This is a genomic window from Arminella tubonensis (genome assembly GCF_003240585.1).
In the GTDB taxonomy this organism is placed as follows: Bacteria; Pseudomonadota; Alphaproteobacteria; order Rhizobiales; family Rhizobiaceae; genus Rhizobium; species Rhizobium tubonense.
The window spans coordinates 201793-228765 of sequence record NZ_PCDP01000036.1 but is presented as its reverse complement, the minus strand read 5'-3'; the positions used below and the strand labels follow the sequence as shown (position 1 = coordinate 228765).

22 protein-coding genes, 1 pseudogene and 1 riboswitch are annotated in these 26973 nt (G+C 58.3%); of the genes and pseudogenes, 8 read left to right on the top strand and 15 right to left on the bottom strand.

The window, feature by feature from the left end; all coding sequences use genetic code 11:
* Nucleotides 1-45: 45 nt before the first annotated feature.
* Genes cobO through cobU form a run of 5 tightly spaced genes read right to left on the bottom strand, consistent with a single transcriptional unit; the run spans nt 46 to nt 6912 of the window.
* Nucleotides 46-690 (bottom strand): cob(I)yrinic acid a,c-diamide adenosyltransferase, encoded by a 645-nt coding sequence (gene cobO / locus CPY51_RS15990; RefSeq protein ID WP_111161202.1) that lies wholly within the window; start codon nt 688-690, stop codon nt 46-48.
* Entirely contained in the window at nt 687-1286 is a 600-nt protein-coding gene (locus tag CPY51_RS15985) for a dimethylsulfonioproprionate lyase family protein (RefSeq protein ID WP_111161201.1), read from the bottom strand. The genes cobO and CPY51_RS15985 overlap by 4 nt, the downstream gene beginning before the upstream one ends.
* Nucleotides 1283-5323: a cobaltochelatase subunit CobN gene (gene cobN, locus CPY51_RS15980; protein ID WP_111161200.1), complete on the bottom strand. Its 4041-nt coding sequence runs from the start codon at nt 5321-5323 to the stop codon at nt 1283-1285. Before cobN ends, CPY51_RS15985 begins: the two co-directional genes overlap by 4 nt.
* Nucleotides 5324-5332: 9 nt before the next feature.
* Complete coding sequence (gene cobW / locus CPY51_RS15975) at nt 5333-6382, bottom strand: cobalamin biosynthesis protein CobW (protein WP_111161199.1); 1050 nt, start codon at nt 6380-6382, stop codon at nt 5333-5335.
* 5 nt (nt 6383-6387) lie between these two features.
* Nucleotides 6388-6912 carry a bifunctional adenosylcobinamide kinase/adenosylcobinamide-phosphate guanylyltransferase gene (gene cobU, locus CPY51_RS15970; RefSeq protein ID WP_111161415.1) on the bottom strand — a complete coding sequence of 175 codons (525 nt, stop codon included), beginning with the start codon at nt 6910-6912 and terminating at the stop codon, nt 6388-6390.
* 406 nt (nt 6913-7318) lie between these two features.
* Nucleotides 7319-7468: riboswitch (cobalamin riboswitch) on the bottom strand.
* Between the two features lie 198 nt (nt 7469-7666).
* Here cobU and CPY51_RS15965 point away from each other — a divergent pair.
* Nucleotides 7667-9457 carry a chloride channel protein gene (locus CPY51_RS15965; protein WP_111161198.1) on the top strand — a complete coding sequence of 597 codons (1791 nt, stop codon included), beginning with the start codon at nt 7667-7669 and terminating at the stop codon, nt 9455-9457.
* Between the two features lie 59 nt (nt 9458-9516).
* Nucleotides 9517-9903: a cupin domain-containing protein gene (locus CPY51_RS15960; protein WP_111161197.1), complete on the top strand. Its 387-nt coding sequence runs from the start codon at nt 9517-9519 to the stop codon at nt 9901-9903.
* A gap of 46 nt (nt 9904-9949) precedes the next feature.
* Here the strand turns inward: CPY51_RS15960 and CPY51_RS15955 are convergent, their stop codons facing one another.
* Nucleotides 9950-11413, bottom strand: coding sequence for a cobyric acid synthase (locus CPY51_RS15955; protein WP_111161196.1), 1464 nt, complete (start codon nt 11411-11413; stop codon nt 9950-9952).
* On the opposite strand from CPY51_RS15955, the gene CPY51_RS32310 reads away from it, so the two are divergent.
* Nucleotides 11397-11627, top strand: a complete 231-nt coding sequence (locus CPY51_RS32310) for a hypothetical protein (protein WP_146260137.1) — start codon at nt 11397-11399, stop codon at nt 11625-11627. The two genes, CPY51_RS15955 and CPY51_RS32310, sit on opposite strands and share 17 nt — an antisense overlap.
* Nucleotides 11628-11647: 20 nt before the next feature.
* Nucleotides 11648-11791 (top strand): hypothetical protein, encoded by a 144-nt coding sequence (locus CPY51_RS32845; protein ID WP_195909544.1) that lies wholly within the window; start codon nt 11648-11650, stop codon nt 11789-11791.
* Nucleotides 11792-12317: 526 nt separating this feature from the next.
* On the opposite strand, the gene CPY51_RS15945 is transcribed toward CPY51_RS32845, so the two are convergent.
* Complete coding sequence (locus CPY51_RS15945; RefSeq protein ID WP_111161069.1) at nt 12318-12896, bottom strand: nucleotidyltransferase family protein; 579 nt, start codon at nt 12894-12896, stop codon at nt 12318-12320.
* 63 nt (nt 12897-12959) lie between these two features.
* Between CPY51_RS15945 and CPY51_RS15940 the strand changes: the two genes are divergently transcribed.
* Nucleotides 12960-14405 carry an IS1182 family transposase gene (locus tag CPY51_RS15940; RefSeq protein WP_111161068.1) on the top strand — a complete coding sequence of 482 codons (1446 nt, stop codon included), beginning with the start codon at nt 12960-12962 and terminating at the stop codon, nt 14403-14405.
* A 450-nt stretch (nt 14406-14855) separates the two neighbouring features.
* Here the strand turns inward: CPY51_RS15940 and CPY51_RS15930 are convergent, their stop codons facing one another.
* From CPY51_RS15930 to CPY51_RS15890, 8 genes and pseudogenes are all read right to left on the bottom strand, one after another.
* Nucleotides 14856-16433 carry an ABC transporter substrate-binding protein gene (locus CPY51_RS15930; RefSeq protein WP_111161414.1) on the bottom strand — a complete coding sequence of 526 codons (1578 nt, stop codon included), beginning with the start codon at nt 16431-16433 and terminating at the stop codon, nt 14856-14858.
* Between the two features lie 191 nt (nt 16434-16624).
* Nucleotides 16625-17650 (bottom strand): ABC transporter ATP-binding protein, encoded by a 1026-nt coding sequence (locus CPY51_RS15925; protein WP_111161194.1) that lies wholly within the window; start codon nt 17648-17650, stop codon nt 16625-16627.
* The gene (locus CPY51_RS15920) at nt 17647-18645 is read right to left on the bottom strand and encodes an ABC transporter ATP-binding protein (RefSeq protein WP_111161193.1); all 999 of its coding nucleotides are present in this window, start codon (nt 18643-18645) and stop codon (nt 17647-17649) included. Before CPY51_RS15920 ends, CPY51_RS15925 begins: the two co-directional genes overlap by 4 nt.
* On the bottom strand, nt 18642-19475 hold the full coding sequence (locus CPY51_RS15915) for an ABC transporter permease (RefSeq protein WP_111161192.1): 834 nt from the start codon (nt 19473-19475) through the stop codon (nt 18642-18644). Before CPY51_RS15915 ends, CPY51_RS15920 begins: the two co-directional genes overlap by 4 nt.
* A gap of 10 nt (nt 19476-19485) precedes the next feature.
* Nucleotides 19486-20514: an ABC transporter permease gene (locus CPY51_RS15910; protein WP_420820704.1), complete on the bottom strand. Its 1029-nt coding sequence runs from the start codon at nt 20512-20514 to the stop codon at nt 19486-19488.
* Nucleotides 20515-21166: 652 nt separating this feature from the next.
* Nucleotides 21167-21664 (bottom strand): annotated as a pseudogene (locus CPY51_RS15900) (IS110 family transposase); the annotation flags it as partial.
* A gap of 354 nt (nt 21665-22018) precedes the next feature.
* Nucleotides 22019-22750 carry an HAD family hydrolase gene (locus tag CPY51_RS15895; RefSeq protein ID WP_244598694.1) on the bottom strand — a complete coding sequence of 244 codons (732 nt, stop codon included), beginning with the start codon at nt 22748-22750 and terminating at the stop codon, nt 22019-22021.
* 108 nt (nt 22751-22858) lie between these two features.
* Nucleotides 22859-23728: a MurR/RpiR family transcriptional regulator gene (locus tag CPY51_RS15890; RefSeq protein WP_146260136.1), complete on the bottom strand. Its 870-nt coding sequence runs from the start codon at nt 23726-23728 to the stop codon at nt 22859-22861.
* A 134-nt stretch (nt 23729-23862) separates the two neighbouring features.
* Here CPY51_RS15890 and CPY51_RS15885 point away from each other — a divergent pair, with 134 nt between their 5' ends.
* From CPY51_RS15885 to CPY51_RS15875, 3 genes are read left to right on the top strand one after another with little or no spacing between them, the layout of a single operon-like run.
* Nucleotides 23863-25173 (top strand): ABC transporter ATP-binding protein, encoded by a 1311-nt coding sequence (locus tag CPY51_RS15885; RefSeq protein WP_244598693.1) that lies wholly within the window; start codon nt 23863-23865, stop codon nt 25171-25173.
* A complete protein-coding gene (locus tag CPY51_RS15880; protein ID WP_195909542.1) occupies nt 25170-26096 on the top strand; it encodes a carbohydrate ABC transporter permease in 927 nt (308 codons plus the stop codon). The genes CPY51_RS15885 and CPY51_RS15880 overlap by 4 nt, the downstream gene beginning before the upstream one ends.
* A 24-nt stretch (nt 26097-26120) precedes the next feature.
* A complete protein-coding gene (locus tag CPY51_RS15875; RefSeq protein WP_111161412.1) occupies nt 26121-26945 on the top strand; it encodes a carbohydrate ABC transporter permease in 825 nt (274 codons plus the stop codon).
* Nucleotides 26946-26973 lie beyond the last annotated feature (28 nt).

The window sequence follows — 26973 nt, the reverse complement described above, 5'->3', positions numbered from 1 at the left end:
GCCCATCCGGCATCGCGAGGCTCGACGAAGCCACCAAGCGCGGTGTCAGAACTCGACCCCTGCCTGCCCCTTGATCCCCGAGCGGAAAGGATGCTTGATGAGCTCCATCTCGGTTACCAGATCGGCGATTTCGAACAGCTCTTCCTTGGCGTTGCGGCCTGTCAGCACGACGTGCGTCATGTGGGGCTTTTCAGTTTTCAGGAACTCGATCACCTCGTTGAGGTCGAGATAGTCGTAGCGAAGCGCGATATTGATCTCGTCGAGCAGAACCATGGAGTTCCGTTCGTCGCGGATCAGCTCCTTGGCCTTTTCCCATGCGGCACCGGCCGCGGCCACATCGCGGGCGCGGTCCTGCGTTTCCCAGGTGAAGCCCTCGCCCATCGTGTGGAACTGGCAGATATCGGAAAAATGCTTTTCGATCAGGTCGCGCTCCCCCGTCCACATAGCGCCCTTGATGAACTGCACGACAGCGCAGGGCTTTCCATGGGCGATATGCCGGAAGATCATCCCGAAGGCGGCCGACGACTTCCCCTTGCCCTTGCCGGTGTGAACGATGATCAGGCCCTTCTGGTCCGTCTTCGTCGCCATGATCTTATCGCGGGCAGCCTTCTTCTTGGCCATCTTGTCCGCGTGGCGGGCGTCATCGACCTTGAAAGTGCCGGCAACGGTTTCCGTCGTTTCTTCGCTCATTGGTTTCTCCCTGAAATTATTGATTTCTGTGCCAGCGGCCCGCCGCGCCAGAGATAAATAGCCACCAGCGGCTCGATCCGCGTCTGCATGGCATGGCGGATGTCGGAGGGGTGATGGATGATCTCTCCCGCGGTACGGGGCTGAAACGCGCCGCCGTCCTTGCTCCACAGAGAGCCCTCCGTCAGTGGAATGTAGATTTCCTCGGCAACGTGATGGTGATCCGGATAGACGATCTCAGGCCCGAGCATGAGGAAACCTCCGGCCATCTCCCCACTCTCGAAATGCCCGCGCGTGCCGAAAAGCTCCACCCAGCCGTAGCGCTCCAGAAAATCCGCCCCAAAGTCGCCGGCTCCGTAGGTTTGCCCCCACTGAAGCACGCCGGCAGCAGCCTTGAGACCAGCTAGCAACTCCATCTCGGCTGATCCCACATTCGGAGCCGGGGTTTCAAGATAACCGACAACTGGCAGAATGCGTGGCGCCAACTTCCGCTCTGTCATTTCCCAGTTGAACCCGTCGGAGAATCGGGACAGCCCATCGTCATTCAGGGACTCGAGATAGTTCCGAAAGCCGTTGAGGAGGTCGGCAGGCGACTTCATGCACGGATCTCCCTGCCTTGCTTGTTCGCCATCAGGTCGAAACGCGCCGAATTACTGCGCGGTGTCCAGAGCTGCCGGTCGATTGCCTCCATCAGCTTGCCTTTCATCTCCTCCAGTGCGGCGGGATTCTTCTCTTCCATGAAATTGCGAACGAGGCTGTCCGCGACAAATGCCTGGTAGACTGCCTCGAAATGATGGTCGCGTACGGCGCCTGTCGTTGCCGCGAAGGCAAAGAGATAATCGACCGTCGCCGCGATCTCGGCGGCACCCTTGTAGCCATGGCGCATCACCCCGGCGATCCACTTCGGATTGACGACGCGACCGCGGACGACGCGCCCGATTTCCTCCTCCAACGACCGGATAACTGGCTTTTCCGGCCGGGAATGATCGTTGTGATAGATTGAAGGACGACTGCCGGCGAGCTGTTCGGTCGCCGCCGCCATGCCGCCTTCGAACTGGTAGTAGTCGTCGCTGTCGAGAAGGTCGTGTTCACGATTGTCCTGGTTCTGGACGACTGCCTGGATCGACCTCAGTCGTTCCTCAAACACACCCCGCTCGGCGCGCCCCTCTTCGCCTGCGCCATAGGCATAGCTTCCCCAGACCAGATAGGCCTCCGCAAGGTCCGCCCGCCGCTCCCAGCCCTTCTCATCGATCAGCGCCTGGAGACCTGCACCATAGGCACCCGGCTTCGAGCCGAAAACGCGATAGCCTGCCCGCCGCTTCGCGGTGGCTTCGTCGAGGCCCGCGGCTGCGAGCCTGAGGGTTTCCCCTCGCATGCGCTCGGCAATCGGATTGTCGGCACTATCTTCCTCGAGGGCGCCGACTGCGCGGACTGCCTTGTCGAACAGGGCGATCTGCTCGGGAAAGGCATCGCGAAAGAAACCGGAAATCCGTAGCGTCACATCGACCCTCGGCCGACGCAGCATGGCAGGTGGGATGATCTCGTAGCCGGTGACACGACGCGACGACATGTCCCAGATCGGCTTGACGCCGATCAGCGCCAGCGCCTGGGCGATATCATCGCCGCCGGTGCGCATGTTCGAGGTGCCCCAGGCCGTAAGCCCGAAGGATACCGGCCACTCGCCGTGGTCCTGCACATAGCGCCGAACAAGCAGCTCGGCCGACTTCTTGCCAAGTTCGTAAGCGGCAGGCGTCGGCACCGCGCGACTATCGACGGAATAGAAATTCCGCCCCGTCGGCAACACGTCGGGCCGCCCGCGCGTCGGCGCCCCGGACGGACCGGGAGGCACAAAGCGCCCATCAAGACCGCGCAGAAGGCCCGCGATTTCGGCTTCGCCGCACTCGAGGATTGACGGCTTGAGCCGACTCTCGATCTCGTCGAGGACATCCATGGTTCGTGGCCAGGCACCCGGGCAGGCGAGGTCACCCTGGACGAATGCCGCAGCCAACAACTCGATGCGTTCCACGGTATCCCCATGAATACGCCAAGGCTCATCCGATATGTCGGCCAGAATTGTCGGCCGAGAGCCGGTCCACGCGGCGGCCATGTCGCAATCTAATGGATCGAACTTCTTTGCGGAGGGGAGTTCACCCCCCTCTGTCCCGTCGGACATCTCCCCCACAATGGGGGAGATTGCTGGAGCAAGCTCTCGCCTCACATTGGTCTCCCCCCTTGTGGGGGAGATGTCGGCCCGGCCGACAGAGGGGGGTGCCGCACCCTCCGAATTACTCAGCCCAGCATCCAAAGCAATCGCCCGCTGCAAACTCTGATCGCCGCCCTCGCCCAACCCCCGCGGCACGCGCGCCAGAGCGACGGTCAAATCCGTCAGCAACCGCCCCTCCGGCGAAACCCCGAAGACGTGCAGCCCGTCCCGTATCTGCATTTCCTTGAGGTCGCAGAGATAGGCGTCGAGCTTCTGCAGCGCGCTGTCTTCGCTCTCCCCCTTGGCGATGCCGGCGTCCTGATCGAGCCCGATATCCTGCACGAGGTCCAATATCTGCTTTCGCAAGAGCTTGATGCGGCGCGGATCGACGCCCGAGGCTTCGTAATATTCGTCAACCAGCGCCTCCAGGTCCTTCAACGGCCCGTAGCTCTCTGCGCGCGTCAGAGGAGGCGTCAGATGGTCGATGATGACGGCGCTGGTGCGACGCTTGGCTTGGGTTCCTTCGCCGGGATCATTGACGATGAACGGATAGAGGTGCGGCATCGGCCCGAGGATGGCCTCGGGATAACATGTCTCCGAAAGCGCCAGCGCCTTGCCGGGCAGCCATTCGAGATTGCCGTGCTTGCCCATGTGTATGACCGCATGCGCGCCGAACTCGGCCCGCAGGAAGGCGTAAAACGCGAGATAGCCGTGCGGCGGGACGAGATCCGGCGAATGATAGCTTTCCTTCGGGTCGATATTATATCCGCGCGCCGGCTGGATGCCGACCAGAAGCTCGCCGAAGCGGCTCAGCGACAAGGCGAAGGCACCGTCGACGAAATAGGGGTCGGTCTCGGGCGCCCCCCAACGCGTCGTCACCTCGTCCTGAATCTGATTGGGAAGCGATGCGAAGAACTCGATGTAACGACTCAAGGAAAACGTTTCGCGAATGACCTTTCCGTCGTGGCCGGAATTGGTCGGCCCCTCCATCAGATGCCGGATCAGCGCATCGCCGTCGGCAGGAATTCCAGAGACCGGATAGCTCGCATCCGCCATCGCCCGCAGCACCTCTATCGTCCCGGCCGGCGTATCGAGCCCCACGCCGTTGCCGAGGCGCCCGTCACGGTTCGGATAGTTCGCCATGATCAGCGCGACGCGGCGATCTGCGGGCCTGGTCCGCCGCAGCCGCGCCCAGTTCGCCGCCAGCCGCGCTGTATAGCGCATGCGCTCTTCCTCTGGCTCGCTGCCGACGATATTGGCCTCGACCCGCTCGTCATAGCGGGCCGCTGCCTTGAACGATACAGCGCGCGAAAGCACCCGCCCATCGACTTCGGGTAGCGCCACGTTCATGCCGAGATCGCGGGCGGAAAGCCCTTGCGCGGATGCGGCCCAGGCCTCCCTGGAGGACGCCGAGAAGATCGCCTGAATGACGACGGCATCGCTGGATTCCAGCACCGTCGGCTGCCGATCGGCGCCGGGAGCGGACACGGCAAAACCTGTCGTGTTGATAACGACATCCGGCATCAGCTCGGCAAAGACGCTTTCGAGGATGCCCTTGGAGACAGTATCCTTGAGGCTGTAGGCGAAGACCGGCAGCGGCCGCATCCCCTGCCCGATCAAAGCCTCTATCATTGCCTCGACCGGCCTGGTTTCACCGCTTTGCACGAGGGCGCGGTAGAAGCTGATGGCGACTGTCGGAGCGCTTGGAGACGCACCCCCCTCTGCCCTATCGGGCATCTCCCCCACAAGGGGGGAGATTGCCGGAGCCGAGGGTTGCGTCACATTAATCTCCCCCCTTGTGGGGGAGATGTCGGCCGGGCCGACAGAGGGGGGTGAAGCGGCAGATGGAGAACTCACCCGCCGCCACTCCTCAACCCCAACAACACCCAACCCCGGCCACCAAATCCCCGCCTTCATCAACGGCGAGGCCAATTGGGGCTTCTCGGCTCCGGAGAGCATCGCACCGGCATAGGCCAGGAACAGTCGAGAATTCGCGTCCCCGCCCTCGATCAGATACGCCCAGAGCGCGTTCAGGTCGTCGAGCGCAACGTTCGAGAATGGCGTCAAACCCGGATCAGCCTTGGAATCACCCGGCAGTACCGCGATCAGCGCCCCCTGACGCGCGGCAACGGCATGCAGCGCCTCCAGCGCATAGTGAAAATAGCTGGCCCCGCCGAGCGCACGAACGATGATCAGTTTCGCATGGCGTGCCGTGCGCTCGACATAGGTATCGACCGACATCGGATGCTTGAGGCTCATCAGGCTCGCGAGCCTCAGCGAATGCGAGGGCACCCCTTGCCCATGCGCAGCAGCTATTGCCGCGAGCTCGGTGTCGGCAGCCGACAGGAACAGGATATCCCCAGGCGATTGACCAAGGTCGATCGCCTCCTCGCCGTCGGCGATCGTTCCTTTCTGGGCTAGAAGGAGATGCATGGCTTTGTCTTATACCAAAGCTGCGATCGCCTCGCGAACCACATTTTGGTCCATGTCATGCAACCCGATGACCACCAGCCGCGTGGCGCGCGCCTCTCCCGGCAACCAGGCCCGGTCGAAATAATGATCGACGCGGCTGCCGACCGCTTGCAATTGCAGGCGCATCGGCTTGCCCGGCACATCGACGAAACCCTTGAGACGCAGGACATCGTGCGTGCCGATGACCGTCTTCAGGCGCTCGACAAATGTCAGCGGATCGGCAATGCCGCCGAGTTCGATGACGAAACTATCGAATTCGTCGTGGTCGTGCGGCGTACCATCAGCATGCTCAAGTTCGTGGTGTGACTGACGGTTGCCGATGTCGCCTTCCGTCCCGACGCCGAGGCCGAGCAGCACGGCTGCGGACACTTCGCCATTGCGGGCTTCGATCATCGTCGGCTTGCGGTGCGTACGCGACAGAACCTCGGCGCGGACGCCGGCGATCCCGGCCGCATCGAGCAGGTCGGTCTTGTTGAGAATGATCAGATCGGCACAGGTCAGCTGATCCTCGAAAAGCTCCTCGATCGGATTGTCGTGGTCGAGCGACGCGTCCTCGGCGCGAGCGGCATCGACCGCGTCGTGGTCGTCGGCAAAACGCCCGGCCGCAACGGCTGCGCTGTCGACAACGGTAATGACGCCGTCGACCGTCACCTGGGTGCGTATGTCTGGCCAATTGAAGGCGGCGACCAGCGGCTGCGGCAACGCGAGGCCGGAGGTCTCGATGATGATGTGATCAGGGCGAACATCGCGCTCCAGGAGCTTCGTCATCGTCGGGATGAAATCATCCGCGACGGTGCAGCAGATGCAGCCGTTGGTGAGCTCGATGATGTCGTCCTCCGTGCAATTTTCCGCGCCGCAGCCCTTCAGCACGTCGCCGTCAACACCGAGGTCGCCGAACTCGTTGATGATCAGCGCGATCTTCTTGCCCCCGGCGTTCTGCAACAGGTTGCGGATCATCGTCGTCTTGCCGGCTCCAAGGAAGCCGGTGATGACGGTGGCGGGGATTTTCTGCTGGTTCATACGAGTCAACCCTTCATCTTCAGCGGCAGTCCGGCCGCTACGAAATAAACTTCAGCGGCAGTTGCCGCGATCATTTGGTGGAGCCTGCCGGCGTGGTCGCGAAAATCGCGCGCCATCCGGTTTTCCGGCACGATACCAAGGCCGACCTCGTTGGAGACCAGCACGATCCGCGCCTTCGCTCCGGCCAAAAATTCAGCCAGGGCGGCAAATTCCGCCGCCATATCTAGCTCCTCCATCATCAGATTGGTTACCCAGAGGGTGAGGCAATCGACGAGGATAGCCCGGCCTTCGCTGTCGATGGATGAAAGGCAGTCGACGAGGTCAAGCGGCTCCTCATGCGTCGTCCACAGGTCGCCGCGATCCGCCCGATGCTGCGCAATACGGTCGCGCATCTCCTCGTCCCAGGCGCGTCCGGTCGCGACGTAGTGCCGCTCAAGACCGCAATCCGCGACGAGCTTCTCCGCAAAGCGGGATTTGCCCGAGCGCGCGCCGCCGAGCACGAGGATGGTTCCGGGGGAAACGAAGGACATCAGCGGGTTCCGATCCTCACGCGCCGCGTCGCGCATTGCGGCTCGATACGGCCGTCCGGATCAATGGAACACGCGTAACAGGTGCGTGCAAAATCAGTGCTTCAGCCATGACAACCTCCGTGCTGGCAGCGGGACATGCGTCCCCTTGGATGGGCTCCTCGCCCGGCACGATTGGCAGGTCTCCTGGCTCGCGGTTGCGGCGCCGCGATCAGTGGACCGGAAGCCGGTATCCACTGGTCGCGGGCCTGCGGATCTCCCTCGCCTTCCCGGCGGTCATCGTGAAAAGGCGGACGATTCGTAGATGAGGAGGCGTCCAGCCTTGGTAGATCACGATGCCATGCCAGTGGCTTTTCCGATCTTGAAGGTAATCTCGCCCGCCCGCACCATTGCGGACTGCCGGCCAAATAGCCCTCAAAACCGAATGGAAGACCCTGACCGCTCTACAGTCGCGGGGTCGGCTGTGATGAAAGCGCCCGATATGGGTCCGCCCCTTCACATTCCCTTTTCATCCCCTGCGGCACGCCGCCGCCTGGGAACCATTCGCTATTGCCTCATGGTTAGGCAAACGCCAGTTTGAAGTCAATGTCCCGGAGTTCGAGCATCAGGCGCACCCCGACGCTCCTGCAGTCGAAAGTCACTCCTGAAGGGGCCTGAAAAAGCTCAGCAATGCCGGTCTTTTGCCGCAATTCTTTGACCTAAGAGGTCTATAAGGTTGCAAGCAGCCGCCTCGCTTCAATATTCAAGTCGTATTTCCATGCTTCAAAGATTCCACGCGCGTCGTTTCGGCGCCTTCCGTCTGCTATTCGATTTTGGTCGGCTGAGAGCAGCGCTCCGACGCAGCGAGCTCGGTCTGCTGTTTGCCGGCATCGCCGTCGGCGTCTCATCCGGATGTGCGGTGACGGCAATGAGCCTGATATCGCAGGAGATGCACAGCCTGATCTTCGGCATAGACGACGCCGATCGGCTGAGTTCCTCCAATATCGAAAACAAGTTGCTGTTGCTCGGAGCTCCTGTCGCCGGAGGCATCCTGCTCGGGCTGATGATGTTCATCCTCGCCAAGACCCGCAAGAAGCCGATGGTCGACCCGATCGAGGCCAACGCGCTGCATGGCGGCCGGATGTCGCTGACCGACAGCATCCTGGTCGCCGCGCAGAACCTGATCTCCAACGGCTTCGGCGCTTCGGTCGGCCTCGAGGCCGGTTATACCCAGATTGCCGCCGGCATAGCCTCGAAGCTCGGCTACAAGCTCCAGCTGCGCCGCTCGGACCTTCGAACACTGGTCGGCTGCGGCGCCGCCGGCGCCATCGCCGCCGCCTTCAACGCGCCCCTGACCGGCGCTTTCTACGCTTTCGAGCTGATCATCGGCACCTACACCATCGTCACGCTGACTCCGGTCGTCGTCTCCGCGCTGGTATCGACCATCGTCGCAAGGCTGCTCGCCAGCGGCAATGTCATGATCGATGTCGGCGAGTTCGGCAGCGTCGTCCCGGCCGATTATATCCCGGCCCTGTTGCTTGGCGCGCTCTGCGCCGGATTGGGCATCCTGCTCATGCAGGGCGTCTCCTTCGTCGAGGAACTGGCTCGCAAAAGCGCGATTGCGCTGCCGTTCCGCCCGGCCCTCGGCGGCATCGTCGTCGGATTGCTGGCAATCGTCTCGCCGCAAGTGCTTTCCGCCGGGCATGGCGCGCTGCATCTAAACCTAGCCCGCGACCTGGCGATCCCGGCGCTGCTGGGCATCCTTTTACTGAAATCGCTGGCATCGGCAGTTTCGATCGGCTCGGGCTTCCGCGGCGGCCTCTTCTTCGCCTCGTTGTTCATGGGTGCGCTCATCGGCAAGATCTTCGCCTATTCCGCCCCCTATTTCGACCATGCGACCTTGACGCCGGTCATCTACGCCGTCGTCGGCATGAGTTCGCTGGCCGTCGCCGTCATCGGCGGCCCCTTGACGATGACGTTCCTGGCACTTGAGATTACCGGCGACTTCCCGATCACCGTCCTCGTCCTTGCCGCCGTCATCACCTCGTCGATGGTGGTCCGCACCACGTTCGGCTACTCGTTCGCAACATGGCGTTTCCACCTGCGCGGCGAGAGCATACGCAGCGCCCATGATGTCGGCTGGATCCGCAACCTTACGGTCAACCGGATGATGCGTCCCGACGTCCGCACTGCCAACGTCAACATGACAGTCGGGGACTTCCGCCATGACTTTCCGATCGGCTCGACCCAGCGGGTGATCCTGCTCGACGATTCCGAGAAATATGCAGGCATGGTGCTCGTCCCCGACATCTATGCAAGCCCCGTCGAGCAGGACGAAGAAAGCCGCAGCCTCGGCGATTTCATCCGCTACAAAAACGACTTCCTGCAGCCGCAGATGAATGCCAAACAGGCGGCAGCGATCTTCGACAAGACCGAAAGCGAAGCGCTGGCTGTGGTCAACAATCTGATCGAACGCAAGGTCGTCGGCCAGCTCTCGGAGAGCTATACGCTGCGCCGCTATTCGGAAGAACTCGACCGCAGGCGACGCGAAGTCTCAGGTGAGATCTAGTCAGTTCATGGAATCGAGATCAGCTTTGTGCTAGAGTTTGAAGCCATGGAGGTGCGTCGATGGGTAACGCATTCAAGGTGCTGCATCTGACAGAGGATGCAACGGGGGAAAGCGATTTCCGCGAGTTCGACTTGCCCTTGCACGAGATCGCATTCGCGCCTCCCGCTCAGCCGTTCCTTGTCTCTCCGACGATGCCGGCCAAGGGCTATGTCGCCATCCATATACCGGTTGGCTGGGCCGGCGAGATGCACCAGTCGCCTCATCGTCAAATCCTGTTCTGCTTGTCGGGTGCGTTGAAAGTCACGGCAAGCGATGGCGAAGTTCGCCTCGTCGAGGCTGGATCGATGTGGCAGATGGAAGACGTCAGCGGCAAAGGTCATTGGAGCGAGGTGGCAACCTCAGTCCCATTCGAAGCCGTGGTCATCTTGCTGGATAGCCGCCCCTGAACGAAGAGCCAGACAACAATGGCTGCCCAATTGTCGATCGGCAGGCCTAGGTCCGCAAACCGAGCAAGTCGTCGAGCCAGCGCTGGTCGAGCGACGCCTCCAATTCGCCGGCGACGTCGTCAAGCGCGCGATCCACGCTCTGCCGATAATTCATTCGCTCCCCGGTCAAGCCGAAGCTCCGCAGCAACGCGGCGCGATAGGCGTCGCTCCCGAACAAGCCGTGCAGGTAGGTGCCCATGACATGTCCGTCAACAGAGATGGCGCCATCGGCTCGACCATCGATCACCGACGACGGCCGTTCGCAATCGGGGCCGTGGGTAATGCCCAGATGGATTTCATAACCTGACAGCGCAACATCGTGCTCGGTCGACCAGGCGCTGCTGTTGCGCACCGTCTTTTCGGGTGCCATCTCGGTCTCGACCTCGAGAAGGCCGAGGCCGGGAATTTCAGTCATCGCGCCTTCGATGCCAAGTGGGTCGCGCACAAGCCGCCCGAGCATCTGGTAACCACCGCAGACGCCGATGACCCTGCCCCCGCGTCGGACATGCGCGGCCAAATCGCGGTCCCATCCCTGAGCTCGAAAATCCTGAAGGTCGCCTATGGTCGATTTGGAGCCTGGGATAACAACCAGCGACGCGTCCACCGGTAGCGCCTCCCCGGCGCGCACGAACACCAGATCGACATCCGGCTCTGCCCGCAAAGGGTCAAGATCGTCGAAATTGGCGATACGGGACAAGACCGGCACGGCGATCTTCAGCGCGCCCACGGTGCCCTTTGCAAGCCGCTCCAGCACGACGCTGTCCTCGGCCGGCAGCCGACCTGCAGCTTTGAGCCATGGCACGACGCCGAAACAGGGCCAGCCCGTGAACGTTCCCACCGATTTGATGCCGTCGTCGAAAAGCGACACGTCACCGCGAAACTTGTTGATGATGTAGCCCTGGATCATCCGCCGGTCTTCCTCCGGCAAGATGGCATGTGTGCCGACAAGCGAGGCGATCACCCCCCCGCGATCGATATCGCCGACGAGCACCACCGGCACGTTGGCGCGCGTGGCAAAGCCCATATTGGCGATGTCGCCGGGCCGGAGGTTGATTTCAGCAGGCGATCCAGCACCCTCCACGATGACCAGATCGGCGCCATCGGACACTGTCGCAAAGCTCTCGAGCACCGCGCCAAGCAGCTGCGGCTTGAGCCCCTGGTAGTCGCGCGCCTTCGCCTGGCCCCAGACCTTTCCCTGCACAATGATCTGGCTGCCGTTTTCCGACTGCGGCTTGAGCAACACCGGGTTCATATGCACGGAGGACGGCGCGCGCGCGGCCAGCGACTGCAGCCATTGGGCCCGCCCGATTTCGCCGCCGTCCTCGGCCACGGCGGCATTGTTCGACATGTTCTGCGGCTTGAAGGGGCGGACCTTCAGTCCCCTGTTTGCGGCAAGTCGGCAAAGCCCCGCCACCAATACCGTTTTTCCGACATCAGACCCGGTTCCCTGCAGCATGATCGCCTTCGTCATCGACGAAGAACCATTGGCCAGAATGCCACTGGAAATGCTCCATTTTGCCCCATTTCAGCCTCTTTCCACCTCGGCCGCGGCGCGGCCCTTGCAGCAAAAATACATCATCGGTTCTTGCGCTCTATTTGCGACATCGGATGACGATTTCATCCGTTGCCCCATGTCGGAAACAGGATTATCTCCGCGCTCAAATACGCGTCCAACAATCGGCTGACGCGGCCCGAGGATACCCCGATGCTGTTCATCTTCAACAACAAGAATTCCATCCAGATCGCCTGGGATTCCAAGGTCCCCGCGACAAAACCGGAAACGCGCACCCAGCAGCTCGATGTCCGCGTCGGCACCGTGGGTCTCATCCGCACCAATAACGCCGGCTGATCTCCAGTCAATCCCGCCTCGCCGGTTTCCCGAGGCCGGGAGCCCCCGGTCATAAATGCGAAAACCGCGCGAGCCGGAAAGCTACGCGCGGTTTGCCAGAAAACGCAGACGACTTGCACTTACGCTGCAAGGCTCGCTTTCTCCGGGACGCAAAACCTGATCCGGAGAAGCAGCGGTTGTCCCCCGCCACCTCACAAGAAATAGACTGACATCCTTACCGGAGTGTTATTGAAGCCTTAAATTAGAATGAATTTCACTTTTTTTCGATTTTTTTTGAGATTCACTCCAAGCCATGGAAAACGGCGTGAATTGGACACTAAACGTCTTTTGCAAGGCGTGACATTCTCCCATTTTTCGCTCCCTGCCCGTAAGCAACCCATCAAGCCGGGGCGTGCTGCTTAATTTACAGCCACGCATAGTAGAAATTAGGCTAATTCAAGCGGTTATTGAGGCTTTCGGACAAAGCTCGGCAGCCCTTGCCGCCGCTTAACTGTTGCAGACCGTCCAAAAACTCTGCTTGCCGCAATTATTGATCCCAGCCGACGATCGTGAGCTCGGGCCACAATTTGATCCAGCGATCGATCTTCTTTTCGTATATTTCGCGTGTGATCTGCTTTTTGTTTGGGCGGACGACAGCACCAAGCAAGTCGGAAAGTCCATATGGAGTGCACAGCTCCAGGTTCGCGTGGCCAGGGCGTAGCCCCACGGCTGCCGCAGTTGTCGGAAAAGTGGTTATGGCCTCGGCTGTCGAGGTATACGGATTAATTGGATACCCGAACTTAGCCTCGTACCAAGAGTGTACTCTGGCCTGGTTTTTCACATCTATCCAGACTGGCAATCCAGAGAGTGCTGCTCGGATGCGAGCCGAGTGTTCGGCTTCCGAGTCCTCGGAAAGATCATCGGGATCGAAATAAACAATATCGATGTCTTGGATGCCATAAGCGGGCGGGAAACCAAAAACGTGGTTCCAAACCGTTTGGGCGATAGCACCAGCCACAAGCCAGGAATCAGGCAGGGCAATCTCATCCCAGTTGCCAAGGACCGAAGAAAGCAGGGGGCTCTTGGAGACGATCGCTTGTAATTCCGAATGTATTTCGTCGCTCACATAAATTTTCCTTTAAACGGCTTGGCTGATTCCAAATAGCACTCTCTTGCGCTAGATTCTGCCATGGCACACCTTTCAGGAACAGATCGCACGCAATTGCTGCTTCTGCCGGAAGCGGTTGATGATTACGTCGGCCCGGACAACCCGGTCCGCTTCATCGAGGCTTTCGTGGATGGCCTCGATCTTGCTGCCGCAGGCTTCGTGCGCGTGGCCGCGAAAGAGACCGGCCGTCCAGGTTACGATCCAGCCGATTTACTGAAGCTCTACGTGTATGGCTACGTCAACCGGGTGCGATCCAGCCGGCGGCTGGAGGCGGAGGCCCATCGCAATATCGAGGTAATCTGGCTACTGCGGCACTTGAAGCCTGACTTCCGCACCATCGCCGATTTCCGCCGTGTGAACCGATCGGCCTTCAAGCAGGTGTTCCGTGAGTTTGTCATCCTGTGCCGGCAGCTCGATCTGTTCGGACGGGAACTGCTGGCGGTCGATGGCACGCGCATCAAGGCGGTGAACAACAAAGATCGCAACTTCACACGGGGAGCGTTGACCAAGTTCATCAACGAGGCCGATGAGAAACTGGCTGACTACATGAAGCGGCTCGATGAGGGCGATGCGCAAGAGGAGAAAGCCAGAAGCAATGGCGGCGATTGCGGCCGCGGCGATGACAAACTCGCGGAAAAGATTGCGGCGATCAAAGGCAAGCGGGATCGCCACAAGGCGCTGCTGGACGAGTTGGATCGCACCGGCGAGGACCAGATCTCGCTGACCGATCCGGATGCTCGCGCCATGGCGCGCATGACCAAGGTCGGCGTCGGCTACAACATCCAGCTTGCCGTTGATGTGAAGCACAAGCTGATCGCCGAGCAGGAGGTCTGCAATCAGGTCCTCGACATGGGGCTTCTTGCGCCGACGGTCGAGGCGGCGATGGACACGCTCGGTGTCGACAGGATCGAGGCGGTGGCAGACCGGGGCTACTTCAAGATCGAGGATATCGAGGCTTGCGAGAAGGCCGGCATTACCGCCTATGTTCCCAAGCCGATCCGCGGTCCGGCCGTGGCCGAGGGCTTCTTCTCCAAGGAGCAATTCCGCTACAACGCTGAGGCGGATGTCTACATCTGCCCCGCAGACCAGGTGCTCTCACCCCGTCACTTTGGCAAGTCGCGCGACAATGTGAAGATCGACTATGTCAACCGCGACGCCTGCAAGGCATGCCACCTGCGTGAACGCTGCACCAGAAGCTTCCGTCGCGTCTCCCGCCTTGAGAACGAGGCGGTGCTCGACCGTATGGCGGTGCGTCTTGCCGCCCGGCCCGACATTCTGGACCAACGGCGCGAAAGCGTCGAACATCCGTTCGGCACCATAAAACAATGGATGTATCAGGGCGCGTTCCTGATGCGCAGGTTGGAAAACGTGCGCGGGGAGTTCAGCCTGACGGCGCTGGCCTACAACATCAAAAGAGCCATTACCCTTGTCGGCGTTCCCGGCCTGATCGCCGCCGTCAGGCCATGACAGCCCTCTCTGTGCGGACCTTCCGATCCCAATACGGTGTCAAAGTGCTCAGCAGTGCCTTATCGAGCTCGTTGGGCATCGAAATCCGGAAAATCTCGTCGCCCACCGAGTTTCGGCATTGAAAAGTGCATGCCATCATTCCTTCAAAGAGTTTTTGGACGGTCTGCCTGAAACTCGCAACGAAATCGGAACCGCTGGTTTTTCAGAGAAATTTCTGAACGCGGTAGGGACGCCCATTACTGAGCGCCCCCCGCACAGATCCGTACGTGCGGAATTCCCGCATACGGCTCCTACCTCCGGTGTTTGACGGCGAAGCGATCGCTGGGCCTAGGATGACGGATGAGCGGTTTTGGGAGCCAGTCATCAGCCAGCTTCTTCATCCGCACCCATGTCATCGTATCCTTTTGGCTGCGTCGTCGAAGTGACCGCCGCCAGAGATCGGTGACATAGTTACCGGCTTATCTCTGCTAGCGGCATATTGCAGCAAGCGCTGTTTCGCACGCCCTTGATATCGGCGCGATGAGCGAAGATGACGTTTGGCGATACTATCGGCATTATAATACCGTCATCAATTAGCTCTTGACCAAGCTTATGCCAGAGTATGTCGGCCTCATCACCTCTTGCCTCGAGCGCTCTCTTCAGAAGTTCCGGCTCGGAATTGTTGACCATGGAGGGATCTAGGTTGACACCAGCGCGCTTGCCCCAAGTCGTGTCGGGTATCATCATAAAGAAGTCAGCGTATTGTGAAGTACCAAAGAAATCCGGCGCGAAGAGGCCGGCAGTGAGTGCTACGCCCTCCTCGCCGTTGACCTTCTCACGCCAAGTCGCGATAGGCACCGGATGCAAGTCGACACCAACTCCTATTTTTAACAGATCCTGCTGAACCTTTTGCATCATCATGTTGGTGTCGACGCCGTACGCGTTGACATTCGGGTAGACTGAATCCAAGGTGAAACCGTCTGCTGCTCCAGCTGCCGCTAGCTGCCTTTTCGCCTCCATGGGATCGTACCGTCGAGCTTCGAACCCATCCGCGCCAGGAAAACCAAGTGGAATTGGTGTGGACATTGGGCGTCCGGCTCCGCCGAGCGTGAGGTCAATTATACCAGCTTGATCAATGCCAAGCATCAATGCAGAGCGGATTTCCTTGGTTAGAGATACCTTGTTGGATTTCGCTCTTGGCGAGAACGCGATGTAGATGAAGTTATAGGATGGTTTGCTAGATACTGTGACCGACGGATCCGCATCTAACGCTTTTGCGGTATCGGGATCGATCTGCAACGCGATATCCGCGCCGCCGCTCCTAAGCATTTGAGCCTGTACGACAGCGTCCTTCACCTCGCGGAGGACGAACTCGCCCACTGCAGGGGGCTTTCTCCAGTATGCCTCGTTGCGGGCGAGTCTAAGCTCGCTGTTCGGCTCATACGAAACCAATTTGTACGGGCCGGACCCCGCTGAATGGCTCAGAAACCAAGCCTCAGCATTGTCTGATGTCGCGGCGTCTGAGCCTGCCTTGGCGCCGTTCGCGGAGGCAACATCGCTGTTGACGATAACGCAATATGGCGCCGCTAAGACACCGAGAAATTCTGAGCTCGGTGTTTTTGTTGTCGCGACAACAGTCTTCGAATCGGGTGTCTCAACAGTGGCAAGGTTACTCAGAAGGTACGACATGCCCCCGCTGAGGTTCCGCAGCCTCTCTAAGGACCATTTCACATCTTTGGCCTCGACAGGCGAGCCGTCGGAAAATTTCGCGTCTGGAGAAATATGAAAGGTGAATTTCGTCTGCGTGTGGTCTACTTCCCAGTGTTCAGCTAGGAGCGGTGCAATCTTGTTGTTTACATCGAGTGAAACCAATGTTTCATAGGTACTGGTATTATAAATCTGGCAAATGTCACAGGATCCGCGGTGCGGATCAAGAGAGTTAACGTCCATACTTGCGGCAATAACGACGGGGGCTTCCTCAGTTCTGCCGCTGGATGGTTTGGCGAGGATCGCCGACGCACCCAGTACCACTACGACTGCCAGTTGCATCGTCCGGTATAGAACGCAGTTAAGGGTACGGTAATATTGTGGAGTTGTCATCATTGCTCTTCTCCGAAGTTGTTGGTTCTTATCTCAATTGAATGGAATAAAGTATTTCCTACACATCCGAGGCGACTCAAGTGCGTGGGTCGCCGCCTCGATTGTTTTTCGGTCTCACAAAATTGCCTACCTCGTAGTCGTCAACGGGCCGCCGGCGCGGGCGCGGCTAACAATCCGGTGTCGATCGCATTCGGGAAATGACATGCGATGGCATGACTGCTCTCGCGTGAAGTCAATACGGGCTCAACCTCAGCGCAAAGGGGCGTCGAAATTGGACAACGAGTGCGAAAATGGCATCCGGACGGCGGGTTGAGGGGGCTTGGCAAATCTCCTTTTAGTATGATGCGTGCGCGCGTGCGCTCTCGCACCGGGTCGGCAAGCGGGACGGCGGACATGAGCGCTTGCGTGTAGGGGTGCATCGGAGCGCGGTAGAGTTGTTTTTTCGGGGCGATTTCGACAATCTTTCCAAGATACATCACAGCAACTCGGTGGGAGATATGCTGTACTACCGAGAGATCGTGAGCAATGAACACAAATGCCGTGCCGTGGTCGCGCTGTATATCCTTAAGTAAGTTGAGCACACCGGCTTGTACGGAAACGTCGAGCGCCGAGACCGGCTCATCCAGCACAAGAAGGTCAGGCTTAAGTGCAAGCGCACGAGCGATAGCCACTCGTTGCCGCTGACCACCGGAAAGCTCGTGCGGGTATCGTTCGCCATGCTCGCGGCCAAGGCGAACGAGTTCCAACATTTCGTTCGCACGCGCCTTTCGGTCAGCGGAACAGAGGTCGCTTATGCGAAGCGGCTCGGCGATGTTCTCGGACACGCGCATTCGCGGGTGAAGTGAAGCGTAGGGGTCTTGAAAAACAAGCTGGATTTTCTTGCGCAGGCTGCGCATTTCGGACGGCGTGGCTAAATTAATATCGCGACCTTGAAAGAGAGTTTGACCGCTCGTTGGTTGCACAAGACGAAGAATACATCGGCCGAGCGTGGACTTTCCGCAACCTGACTCGCCGACCAAGCCCAAGGTCTCACCGTCCGCCACGTCGAAGGAGACGTTCGTCACAGCATTGACTTGACCAAGCTCGCGTTCAAAAATTATACCGCCTGTTACGATGAACCGCTTGGAAAGATTGCGAACGGAAAGAATGGGTTCCTTTGTAGTCATACAGCGCCCCCGGCCGTTAACGCGGCGAAATGGCAGGCGGCAGAGCGACCGTCTAAGCTTCGGTTTTTCGGCGCCTCGACCTTGCAGATAGCTTGCGCCTCGGGACAGCGCGGATGGAAGCTGCACCCACTTGGCAGCTTGCCGAGCGGAGGTGGTGCGCCATCAATCGAGAATAGGCGTTCCTTCTCCTCCGCCATGTTCGGGATAGAAGCGATCAATCCGCGCGTGTAGGGATGGTCGGGTCGCTCGAAGAGATCTTTGACGCTTGCATGCTCGACAATCTCTCCAGAATAAACAACGGCGACTCGGTCTGCGTGACCCGCAAGAACTCCAAGGTCATGAGTGACTAAAATGAGCCCCAGGTTCAGCCTCCTTCGGAGATCTGCTAGGACGTCCATGATCTGAGCCTGCACGGTTACATCAAGCGCCGTAGTCGGTTCATCCGCAATAAGCAGGTCTGGATCGTTCGCCACTGCCATCGCTATTATCACCCGTTGCCGCATGCCGCCCGAGAACTCATGCGGAAACTGATGTATGCGGCGATCAGCTTGTGGGATCGCAACCAGTGAGAGCAGTTCCACCACGCGGTCCAGAGCTGCCTTCTTCGACATCTGATTGTTGTGCAAAAGTATGGTTTCAGCGATCTGCGCGCCCACAGTCATCATCGGATTTAACGATGAAAGAGGGTCTTGAAAGATCATGGCGATGCGTGAGCCACGAAGCTTGCGCAGTTCGCGGGCAGGCATGCCGATCAGTTCATGTCCCTTGAACCTAGCGGATCCCCGTACCCGAGCAGTTTTCGCTTGCAAGCCGAGCGCGGACAGCATGCCCACGGACTTGCCTGAGCCCGACTCGCCGACGATGCCCAATACTTCCCCGTGCTCCACGCGAAGGCTCATTCCGCGGACAGCATCAAAAGACGCACCATTTCGGGCAAAAGAAACATGTAAATTCTCGACAGAAAAAAGCGATTCTTGATGCATGGCGGACCTCATTTCGATCGCGGATCAAAGTAGTCGTGCAGGCCATCTCCGATGAAGTTGAAGCCAAGCACAATCGTCAGGATTGCCAGGCCTGGGCCGAATGCGATCCACCAGGAATAAAATTGCGTCGCGCCTTGAGAGATCATGGACCCCCATTCAGGTGTCGGAGGCGTTGCACCGAGACCGATAAAGCTGAGGGAGGCGGCTAACAGAATGACCTGCCCCAGATCCATTGTTGCGCTGACGAGAACCGGCGTCCAACACAACGGAAGGATGTGTTTGAAGAGGACACGCGAACTGCTCGCACCGGCAACAACAGCAGCCTCTACATGCTCGCGCTCGCGAACCTCGAGCACTTGCGCCCTCATCAAGCGTGCATAGACCGGCCACCATACGATAACCATCGCGACCGCAGCATTCTCGAGGCTCGGCCCCAGAGATGCTGCGACAGCCATCGCGAGAACCATCGGAGGGAAGGACAGTGTCACGTCCACAAGTCGCATGATTGTGGAGCCGACGAGGCCGCCAGCAAAGCCAGAGATTGCCCCGAGGCACACTCCAATCGCAACTGAAAGTGCGACTACGACAATGGCGATTGGCAACGAGTGCTTCGCGCCGTGAAGCGTGCGAGACAACACATCGCGTCCAAGCGCGTCGGTACCTAGCCAATGCGTCCAGCTCGGCTCCTGAAGTCTCCGCCCGACCATATCAAGTGGCTCGTACGGCGAGATGACCGGCGCCAGTAGAGTTACACTTAACCAAAAAACAACTATTGCAGTACCGACGACTAATGGAAAAGAAAACCAATACGGGCGTCGAAATGATAGCAGCATCACTGACATAATCATTATCCTATGCCAACCGAACGCGCGGATTGGCTATTACATACGCAACATCTGTGATGAGGTTAGTCAGAAGAAAGACAATGGCACCCACGATTGTTACGCCAATGACTGCCGGAAAATCGAGTGCCCGGGCGGCATCGACAGCATAGGAGCCCATTCCAGGCCAAGAGAATACCGTCTCGGTGAGAACTGCGCCGGTTAAGAGATAGGCAAACGAGTAACCGATTATCGTGAGGGTCGGAACTAGTGTATTCCGGAGCGCGTGCCGAACGACGACACGCAGTTCCCCCGCTCCTTTTGCCCGGGCAGTGAGAATGAACTCACGATCCAATATCTCGATCATGTTGGCTCGTACCAAGCGCGAGATTGTGCCGGCTACGGACCATCCCAACACGGCGGCGGGTAATATTAGGTGCTTAAGTGCATCGAAGAAGAGCGGTAAATTTCCTGCGGCGAGCGAGTCAATAGTTACAAAACCGGTTACGAATGGAGGGAGTTCGGATCGAGGATCGATACGACCGGGTCCAGGGAGAACCCCCCACTTCACCGAGAAGAGATACAGCATCGCAAGTCCCATCCAGAACACTGGTATCGACGAACCGAATAGGGCGAGCAATCGCGATAGGTGATCTATTGCAGTGTTTCGGAAGTAAGCAGCCAGCATGCCTAGAGCGATACCAACGGTTGCTCCAACGATCATAGCCGTGATGACGAGTTCCATCGTTGCAGGCAGACGATGGACCACATCCTGGGCCACCGGCCGCCTAGTGTTGAATGAGGTTCCAAGGTCGCCGCGCAGCAAGTTGCCCACGTAGATCAAGTACCTTTCGGGCAGACTTCTATCCAGTCCCCAGCGCGCCTTTGCAGCCGCAACAACTTCGGGATTATTCATCTGCCGTTCCGAAACGATCGCCGTTAAGGGGTCCCCCTTGGTCACGGCAGTGAGGAAGAAGGCAATCGTTACGACACCGAGTACAAGGAATGGCATCGCGACAAGACGCCGCAATATGTGACGGGTCACCGGGTATCCTTCCATTCTGAAGAAGCCGCCTTCTTGCCCGCCTCAGGGCGCGTGCGGCTTATCGAAGGTCACTCACAATCGCAGGACCGACATAAACATAAATGAAGTTTTCCTCTGCTGTCAACTAAAATGAAGATATACTCCATGAACGTCGGCAAGCGGGCTGCATCCGAGCACGCGTCGGCCGTGGTGGACGATGCGGCGACCGGTGAGCATGGAGACCTGCTCGACGGGATTTCCGCGGGCGTCTTCCGAATTATCCGGCCGCCAGAACGATACCGTCGATGTTATTCTAAGCACAGCTGAGGGCGCTCTGAGGACGGCGTTGACGTCAGCGCAATTGTTTTCACAGGGTACTTTGGCCGGCGCTCATATTGCGCCGTCCGCCTCCCTCTTACGGGACGACTGCATGAAGGGGCTTTTCCTCTGCGACGGAGCGTTTCAGCCCGAGTTCCGGGGTTCCATCTGTCGGAAATTTGGACCTGAAGAGTTTGGCCTTTCCAGCTGAAATATCCGACGGTACGCTGATACGCGGGCTCGGCAACAGGCCGCAAAGTCGTCGCTAGATTGCTCCGCCACCAGGAAAAATTGGCTGGCGTGACAACCGGCCAATCGCTTAAGAAATAGACATCCCAATGACCTCTGTGCTAGCAGAAGCTGGGATCCCCCGTCCCTCGAAGCCGGCGGTGCTGACAATGCCGACTTTGAGTCCGAAGTTGCGCAGCATCCCCCGCATGTCGTTCTCTATGGCAATGGCCTTTTCCTGCAAAAGCTTGCGGGCTGTCAGCAACGCCCGCCGCTTCTGGCTGGTCAGCGTCTTCACATGGACAGGACGAAACAAATTGACTCGCATCATTTGTGCGATGCCGCGCGCATCGTTGCGGTCCGTCTTGTTAATCTGGGCCTTCAGAAAGGCTTTGGCGTGGCGCGTCTCGATGCAGATGGCGGGCAGCCCAGCCTCCACCATTCCGCTGAATAGCCATTGTGAAAGTGGACCGGCCTCGAGACCGATCCGAACGAGGGGCAAGGCAGGATCCTTCAATATCCGTATAAGATCTTCAGGATGGCTTGGGACTTTCAGCTCCCGCAGAACCGTGCCCGCTTCATCCAGAATGCATACAGAGGTCTCTTTCAGAGAGACGTCCAAACCCGCATAATATCGCATGCTTCGCTTCCCTTCTGATGTTTGTGGATGTTGCAGAACAGACCACGTTTATCTTCAGCCCGAAGCGCAGCACCCCTATCCGAATCTTAAAGATGGGCTCAAGCCGAATACCCATCTGAGCCTAGACGTTGGACAGGGTCTTGAAGTGAAGCAAATGGAAATGTCGCGCGAGACGGTTGTATTTCCTTCCGACTCCAGTGAGTACCCGATCGGCGTTGCTCAAGTGGTCGATTTCGTCATGGCGTCACCCCGCAGGCGCGGTTGACTCCGTTTCACTACATCACTATCCACCTTGCAACTGGGAGGACCGGCTGGTGTCTGGCTGGCTTGGAACGGCGACCGAGCCCGTGCGCATTAACGCGGGGCCGGCACAAGATTGCTCGCTTGGGTGGTAGCCCCAAGGAGGCGATCGCCAAGTTGTTCTATCACGGTCCCGAGCTCCTTGAATTTTTCCATGACAAAGGTAGCGCCCGCCTCATAGAGCTTTGTCTTAAGTGTATTCGAGCCATGACTTCCTCCGACAAAGCCAATAGCGACCATCCCAGCGGCGACCGCAGCCTTCACACCCGCGACGCTGTCTTCAACCACAAGGCAATCTGCTGGAGCCGCACCCATTTGCGTGGCGGCGAACAGGAAAATGTCTGGAGACGGCTTGCCGTTGGCGACCAGCGCGGTAGAGAAGATACTCGGATAGAAATGATCGAAAAGCTTTGTGTGAATAAGGCCGAGCGCCAATCTGCTCGGTGATGAGCTGGACGCGACACAAACCGGAATATCCAGATCTTTGAGTGCCGCTTCGACCCCGGCAATGGGCTTCAGGGTGGACTGGTAGGCAGAGACAACTCTGTTTTCGACACGCTCTGAAAAATCGGAAGGCAGCGCCCTTCCCATCTCTGCTTCGATAGTTCTGCGCATTTCCATGGCGGGAACTCCAGCGAAGCGAAACACCGCGTCCTCCAAGGAGATTTTATAACCCAGCAGCGATAACTCGTCGGCTTCTGTGGCACTGACGATAATCTCGCTGTCAATCAAGACTCCGTCACAGTCAAAAATAACGAGTTTCGGAAGAAAACCTCTATTACGCAAATCTGTCTCCTGTCGCGCGTTCACGCGGCACGCCGCCGAGTGCATCAACGCGGAATCACCATAGAGGAGATATATTCCACAAACAATTATTTTAGTGGATTTTTACTCCTATCGTGATTTGTGCGGCAAGCTGGCAACAGCGGTCGATAGGATTTCAGCAACGTAGACGGCCTGGATCAGACCGACCGACGAGCCAGACCGTCCGATGTGATGGATCCTGGACATCTGGATGATAACGTCGGCATATTTTGAAATGGACGCTTTGGGATGCGCGGTGATGGCTATGGTCCGGGCGCCTGACCCTTTTGCGGACTTCAAAAATTGTACTGTGTCGGGCGATACGCCGGACTGAGAGATGGCAATCGCAACCGCGCCTTCCCGCAACGCGAGGGCGCATTCGGCGGCAATGTTCGCATTTGGCACGTTGTGCGCGTTGACGCCCAGACCCAGCATATGAAATGAGAAGGCCTGAGCGGCCGTGGCTGACGTCCCCGAGCCGTAGAGCACAATCTGCCTTGTCTCGACCAGCAATTGGGCGATCTCAGTGACATCGATCGCCGACATCAACTGACGCGTGCTGGACAGCGCCTTCGAGATGGCGACCTCCAGATGATCGGGGTTATCGTCGGCGGCATCGTAACTATCAGTCGAATTTTGTGGTCGGCGCGCCAATTCGGCGGCAAGCGCAAGCTTGAAGTCTGTGAACCCCTTGAATCCTAATTCGCGACAAAGCCTGAATATCGTTGCCTGACCTGCTTTGGACGCTTCGCTTGTCTCGGCAAGAGGTTGATGGACTACGTTTTGAGGATATTCAAGGATGTACTGGGCAGCGCGGGATAGCGCATTTGGATAGTCCAATGCTGACTCGAGCCGGACCAGTAAACTGACGCCGTTTCGACTCTGAGTGCTGGGGTCGTCTGCGTTTACCTTTTTCATATTTGACCGTCTTTCCGTCTCGATCGCCACATTGGCATACACGACGCTTATAACATCGGTTTGTAGGGCGCTGCCCAGCCTTTTTGCTTAGTCTGTGTTCAGTGCTCAAGCGAGTGATGAGCGCACTCCATATGTTCCTTGGGGAGTGCACGCATTGAAAATGCCCCGAGAAAACAATGGATTGCAAATTTTCGGAAAAAAACTCTATATGGCTTCACAAAACTGATAAAATACTCCAATATTACTCCAATATGACGAAAAGCAATGAGGGGAGTGCAATGTCGGGCTGCTCAGTGAACATTAAAAGTCTCTCGAAAGGGTTTGGACAGACCCCCGTGCTCCGGTCCGTCGACCTGGACATTCAACCCGGCGAATTCCTGACCTTGGTGGGACCGTCCGGATGCGGGAAGTCGACGCTACTCCGCATTATCTCTGGCCTCGAGAAGCAGGACGCTGGAACGGTGTCACTGGCCGGTCGCGTCGTTGATGATTTGCCGCCCAAGAAGCGCGAACTGGCGATGGTGTTCCAAAGTTATGCGCTCTATCCGCATATGACGGTGTTCGAGAACCTGGCGTCACCATTGGTGATGCAGCGGTTGTCGTTTTTCCAAAGGATGCCGCTTGTCGGCGCCCTCAGCCCCGGGCGTAAGCATCTTCGGAAGGGGATCGAGGCGGAGATCCATTCAACCGCCAAACAGCTAAACATCGATATGCTGCTTCATCGCAAGCCGGGTCAGTTGTCGGGCGGGCAACGCCAGCGCGTCGCACTCGGCCGCGCGATGATCCGGAAGCCGGAGCTTTTCCTTATGGATGAGCCGCTTTCTAACCTTGATGCTCAATTGCGGGTTCAGATGCGGTCGGAGCTCGCGAGCCTTCATCGCACGCTTGGAGCGACCTTCGTCTACGTCACCCACGACCAGGTCGAGGCGATGACGATGTCGGATCGCATCGCGCTGATGATCGGCGGCGAAATAGTCCAACTTGGTACTCCGAACGAGATCTACGAAAATCCGTGTGACCTCCGGGCGGCCCAGTTTATCGGCAACACACCGATAAACGTTCTGCCCGGTTCGGTCGACGAAGAGGGGTGGGTGAATTTACTCGCGCGGCGTCTGTCGATGAGGATCGGTGGCTCCCCCTCGCGCGAGATATCGATCGCCGTGCGGCCGGAAGACGTGACGATCAAACCGTTCAAGGTCGAGACGGTTGGAGGTTTGCTCAAGCTTCCTTCAAAGATACGTCACATCGAGAATCTGGGAAACGAAGCGATCGTCTACTGCGAAGTGGAGAATGCTTCCGTCGATCTGGTGGCCGTCCGCGTGGCCAAACGCGATCTGGCGGAAATTGTCGAAGGCAATGCATCCGGACAGCGTGTCGCCGTGGAATTTACGGAGGCGCGCATATTCCTGTTCGACGCGCGCGGGAAACGCCTGAACTTCCAGACTGAGCCTGTCCGCTCATGTGCCGAGATCGGACGCCCCTCATGAGATATGGATCCAGGCCGACACCAGTCGGAACGTTCATCACGCGCAAGCCCCTATCAACTGCTCTGAACCTGACGCCCTATGCTTTCGTGCTGCCGGCGACCGTCCTGCTTTTCATAATCATCCTGGCGCCGATCGTGCTGGTGATAGCGCTCAGTTTTACAGACTACACGCTTGGGTCGCTCGACTGGTCTTTTGCCTCCCTGGACAACTATCAAGACCTCTTTTCAGACAAGGTCTTTGTGAGGTCGTTGCGGAACACGCTTTTGTACGTAGCGATCGTTGTCCCCACCTCAGTTTTCCTGGCCCTCATCGTTGCGATTTGCATAAATCAGAGGATCAGAACAAAGCGGTTCTACGAGGTCGTCTATTTTCTGCCAGTCACCAGTACCTTCGTGGCGATGGCGATTGTCTGGGAGTTCCTCTTCCACAGTCGGATAGGCCCGTTGAATCAGTTTCTCGCGCTGCTGGGATACGATCGCGTCGGCTTCCTGACCGATCCCGAAGTCGCTTTGATATCGCTCGCTGTTGTCGGAGTCTGGAAGCTAATCGGTTTCAACGTAATCCTCTACCTGGCTGGGCTCTCATCCATACCGGCGGATATATACGAAGCGGCATCGATCGATGGCATGGATGGCGGTCTTGATCGTTTGCTCAGGATCACCTGGCCGATGCTCGGTCCGACCACAATGTTCGTGGCGATAACCAGCTCGATTTCAGCATTCCAAGTATTCGAGCCGGTGGCCGTTCTGACCAAAGGCGGGCCTCAAGGGTCGACCGACGTAGTACTTTATCAGATGTACCTGGAAAGCTTTCAATATTTTGAGATCGGCTATGGCGCGAGTATCACCGTCGTATTCCTGGCGGTCATACTAGCGTTCTCGCTTCTGCAACTGAGATACTTTGACGGCAAAGTTCACTACTGAATGCTTGGTATTAGGGGACCGGCGATGAAGAGTACCTACGGCAAGATCGCGGCGCACATGACCCTCGCCATCGGCGCGTTGTTCATCCTGCTGCCATTCCTCTGGATGACGCTGACCATCTTCCGAAGCCCGACGGAGATTTTCGATAACCCGTTGCAGATGAAACTGAGTCTGAGCACGGGTATCCAGAACGTCAGTACAGCGTTTACATCGGTGCCCATGCTGCGGTTCATGTTGAATGGCGTGATCGTAGTCATCGGCATTCTGGCCGTCCAGATATCGACGTCGCTTCTCTGTGGCTATGCTTTGGCGAAAATGGAGTTCAGGGGAAAGTCTCTTCTCCTGACGGCGGTAATTCTCTCACTGTGTATTCCGGTGCAAGTGCCGGCCCTGCCCATTTATCTAGGCCTGGCGAAACTGCACCTGCTCGGTGGTTATTTCTCCCTCATGTTCCCGTGGTTTCTGTCGGCATTCGCGATTTTCCTGTTCAGGCAATTCTTCAAGTCTTTTCCGGACGAGATATTGAGTGCTGCCAGGCTTGAGGGCTTCACGGAGTTTGAAATACTCATCAAGCTGATCGTCCCAAGTGCCATGCCGGCTATAGCAGCCTTCAGCGTCTTTTCGATTACCGCTCACTGGAACGATTTGTACTGGCCGCTGATCGTCATCAACAGCCCGGACTACATGACGCCTCCGCTTGGAATGATGTTTTTCAGGGACGCGGAAACCGGCACCAATTACGGAGCGCTCATGGCCGGTGCGGCGATCGTGACCGCGCCCCTGCTCCTGCTCTTCCTCTCGGCACAAAGACAATTCGTTCAGGGGGTTACAATGAGCGGCGTGAAGTAGCAGCCGACCCGGACAAACCTATCCAAGC

What these genes read in the sequence shown, in the direction of transcription:
- cobO (WP_111161202.1), bottom strand. Translation starts at nt 690, where the DNA reads ATGAGCGAAGAAACGACGGAAACCGTTGCCGGCACTTTCAAGGTCGAT.
- CPY51_RS15985 (WP_111161201.1), bottom strand. Translation starts at nt 1,286, where the DNA reads ATGAAGTCGCCTGCCGACCTCCTCAACGGCTTTCGGAACTATCTCGAG.
- cobN (WP_111161200.1), bottom strand. Translation starts at nt 5,323, where the DNA reads ATGCATCTCCTTCTAGCCCAGAAAGGAACGATCGCCGACGGCGAGGAG.
- cobW (WP_111161199.1), bottom strand. Translation starts at nt 6,382, where the DNA reads ATGAACCAGCAGAAAATCCCCGCCACCGTCATCACCGGCTTCCTTGGA.
- cobU (WP_111161415.1), bottom strand. Translation starts at nt 6,912, where the DNA reads ATGTCCTTCGTTTCCCCCGGAACCATCCTCGTGCTCGGCGGCGCGCGC.
- CPY51_RS15965 (WP_111161198.1), top strand. Translation starts at nt 7,667, where the DNA reads ATGCTTCAAAGATTCCACGCGCGTCGTTTCGGCGCCTTCCGTCTGCTA.
- CPY51_RS15960 (WP_111161197.1), top strand. Translation starts at nt 9,517, where the DNA reads ATGGGTAACGCATTCAAGGTGCTGCATCTGACAGAGGATGCAACGGGG.
- CPY51_RS32310 (WP_146260137.1), top strand. Translation starts at nt 11,397, where the DNA reads ATGATCGCCTTCGTCATCGACGAAGAACCATTGGCCAGAATGCCACTG.
- CPY51_RS15955 (WP_111161196.1), bottom strand. Translation starts at nt 11,413, where the DNA reads ATGACGAAGGCGATCATGCTGCAGGGAACCGGGTCTGATGTCGGAAAA.
- CPY51_RS32845 (WP_195909544.1), top strand. Translation starts at nt 11,648, where the DNA reads ATGCTGTTCATCTTCAACAACAAGAATTCCATCCAGATCGCCTGGGAT.
- CPY51_RS15940 (WP_111161068.1), top strand. Translation starts at nt 12,960, where the DNA reads ATGGCACACCTTTCAGGAACAGATCGCACGCAATTGCTGCTTCTGCCG.
- CPY51_RS15930 (WP_111161414.1), bottom strand. Translation starts at nt 16,433, where the DNA reads ATGCAACTGGCAGTCGTAGTGGTACTGGGTGCGTCGGCGATCCTCGCC.
- CPY51_RS15925 (WP_111161194.1), bottom strand. Translation starts at nt 17,650, where the DNA reads ATGACTACAAAGGAACCCATTCTTTCCGTTCGCAATCTTTCCAAGCGG.
- CPY51_RS15920 (WP_111161193.1), bottom strand. Translation starts at nt 18,645, where the DNA reads ATGAGGTCCGCCATGCATCAAGAATCGCTTTTTTCTGTCGAGAATTTA.
- CPY51_RS15915 (WP_111161192.1), bottom strand. Translation starts at nt 19,475, where the DNA reads ATGTCAGTGATGCTGCTATCATTTCGACGCCCGTATTGGTTTTCTTTT.
- CPY51_RS15910 (WP_420820704.1), bottom strand. Translation starts at nt 20,514, where the DNA reads ATGGAAGGATACCCGGTGACCCGTCACATATTGCGGCGTCTTGTCGCG.
- CPY51_RS15885 (WP_244598693.1), top strand. Translation starts at nt 23,863, where the DNA reads ATGGATTGCAAATTTTCGGAAAAAAACTCTATATGGCTTCACAAAACT.
- CPY51_RS15880 (WP_195909542.1), top strand. Translation starts at nt 25,170, where the DNA reads ATGAGATATGGATCCAGGCCGACACCAGTCGGAACGTTCATCACGCGC.
- CPY51_RS15875 (WP_111161412.1), top strand. Translation starts at nt 26,121, where the DNA reads ATGAAGAGTACCTACGGCAAGATCGCGGCGCACATGACCCTCGCCATC.